Genomic DNA, 1,999 nt, shown 5'->3' with positions numbered 1-1,999 from the left:
CTCTAGGAGTCTGTCGGACTTTTATCCTTACCAGCTCGATGGCTGACAGGAGAAAAGCACTCAACCTGCTGTAATTTCGACATATTTATCATTTTTGGCTTGCTCTTGATGGTGTATTGTGATATATTGTTTGTAATTTCAATAAATTGACATCGAATTTACTATGAGCACAAACTTTATACCTGTTGACAGAAACACAATATACCTGCTGCCCCCCTCTGTGCAAGATTGGTTACCGGAAGATCATCTGGCAAGATTTGTAGTTGATATTGTTTCTCAACTTAATCTTCGCTCTATCACCGAACAGTATGGCGGCAGAGGATCAAAGGCTTATCATCCCAGAATGTTACTGGCCCTCCTGTTCTATGGCTATGCAACTGGTGTGTTTTCAAGCCGTAAGCTCGAGAAGGCCACCTATGACTCTGTAGCTTTCCGGTTTATCGCCGCCAATCATCACCCTGATCATGATACCATTGCCGCTTTTCGCAAACGTTTTCTTGATGACCTGAAGCCTCTTTTTGTTCAGATCCTCATCATAGCCAAAGAAATGGGACTGTTGAAACTGGGCAAGGTAAGTTTGGACGGCACCAAGGTCAAAGCCAATGCCTCCAAACATCGTGCATTGAGTTGGGGCCATGCCTGTAAGATTGAAAAACAACTCCAAGCCGAGGTCGCCGAACTGATGAGGCTTGCCGAGGAAGCTGATTCAGCCGACATTCCGGATGAAATGAATATACCGGAAGAACTCTCACGTCGGCAGGATCGTCTGAATGCCATAGCCGAAGCCAAGAAAAAAATTGAGCAACGGGCCGATGAGCGGTACTCCAGGGAAGTAGAGGAGTATGAACGAAAGGTTGATGCCCGTAAAACCAAAGCAAAAGAGACCGGCAAGAAGCCCCGAGGCAAAGATCCAAAACCACCAACAGCAGGGCCTCGTGATAAAGATCAGGTCAATCTTACGGACGAGGAGTCCAGGATAATGCCATCTGCTGAAGGGTTCAAGCAGGCCTATAATGCCCAGGCTGCTGTAGATCTCGATACCATGTGCGTCATCTCCACCCACGTCACTCAGTCCCCCAATGACAAGCAGGAAGTCTATCCAACCCTGAAGAATCTTGATGAGTTACCGGAACAGCTGGGCAAGGTTGATACCATGCTGGCCGATACCGGATATTTCAGCGAAGCCAATGTGAATCAATGCATTCAAGCAGAGGTAACACCGCTCTTTTCAACCGGACGGCAGAAGCACAACCAGCCACTGCAGGAAAGGTTCACCGAACCGGAATCATTACCGGATGATGCCGACCATGTAGAAACGATGAAACATCATCTGAAGACTCCAGAAGGAAAGCGACTCTACGCAAAACGAAAAAGTACGGTGGAACCTGTTTTCGGAATCATAAAACAGGTTATGGGATTCCGACAATTCCTCCTCCGTGGCTACGAAGCAGTAAGCGGTGAGTGGACACTTGTGTCCATTGCCTGGAACTTAAAGCGAATGTACGCCTTAAATGGCTAAATAATGTCAAAGATCAAGTAAAATCATCCCTTGGCGGGGTAATTCATTGCAAAAAAAGTGGTAATGATTATCGCCAGAGCTCTTTTTAAACTTATGCCCATAACTTTTGATTTTCAACAACTACTGAGTCCGACAGACTCCTAGCAGGTCATTCGGTTTTTTTCCTTCCCGGGCTGTGATCTGCTGGTTACATGACGATTCCCCCTCGACAGGGCATCCCCCAAGGAAGTAGTGAACGTGCAGGTGGCTTTGGAATTATAACCCGGTAAGGGTTAAGATGGCACTTACAAAACTTGAGCAAGACGTTTTGCCACCTGGTCGAGGTTATTGATATAATCATAGGCCAAGGGATCAAAAACCATCACCGTGCCACCAATGGCCCGGGCCAGGACCCTGGCCTTTTTCTTTGAAAATTGCGGCTGGACAAAGATCACCCGTATATTTTCTTTTCTGGCCTCTTCAATGAGACGGGCCAGCTGT

General features: G+C 46.9%; 2 protein-coding genes. One reads left to right on the top strand and one right to left on the bottom strand.

Translation table 11 applies throughout. The features are described from left to right. Positions 1-163 precede the first annotated feature (163 nt). Positions 164-1,519: an IS1182 family transposase gene (locus MV985_RS07025; RefSeq protein ID WP_297464736.1), complete on the top strand. Its 1,356-nt coding sequence runs from the start codon at positions 164-166 to the stop codon at positions 1,517-1,519. 284 nt (positions 1,520-1,803) lie between these two features. On the opposite strand, the gene MV985_RS07020 is transcribed toward MV985_RS07025, so the two are convergent. After that, positions 1,804-1,999: zinc ABC transporter substrate-binding protein (locus tag MV985_RS07020; protein WP_297464734.1), on the bottom strand; the 196-nt coding region annotated here is incomplete at its 5' end.

The organism is Thermococcus sp. (genome assembly GCF_027012695.1).
Classification (GTDB): Archaea; Methanobacteriota_B; Thermococci; order Thermococcales; family Thermococcaceae; genus Thermococcus.
Note: the sequence above shows the minus strand (reverse complement) of the source record. Positions and strands in the feature narration are given on the sequence as shown.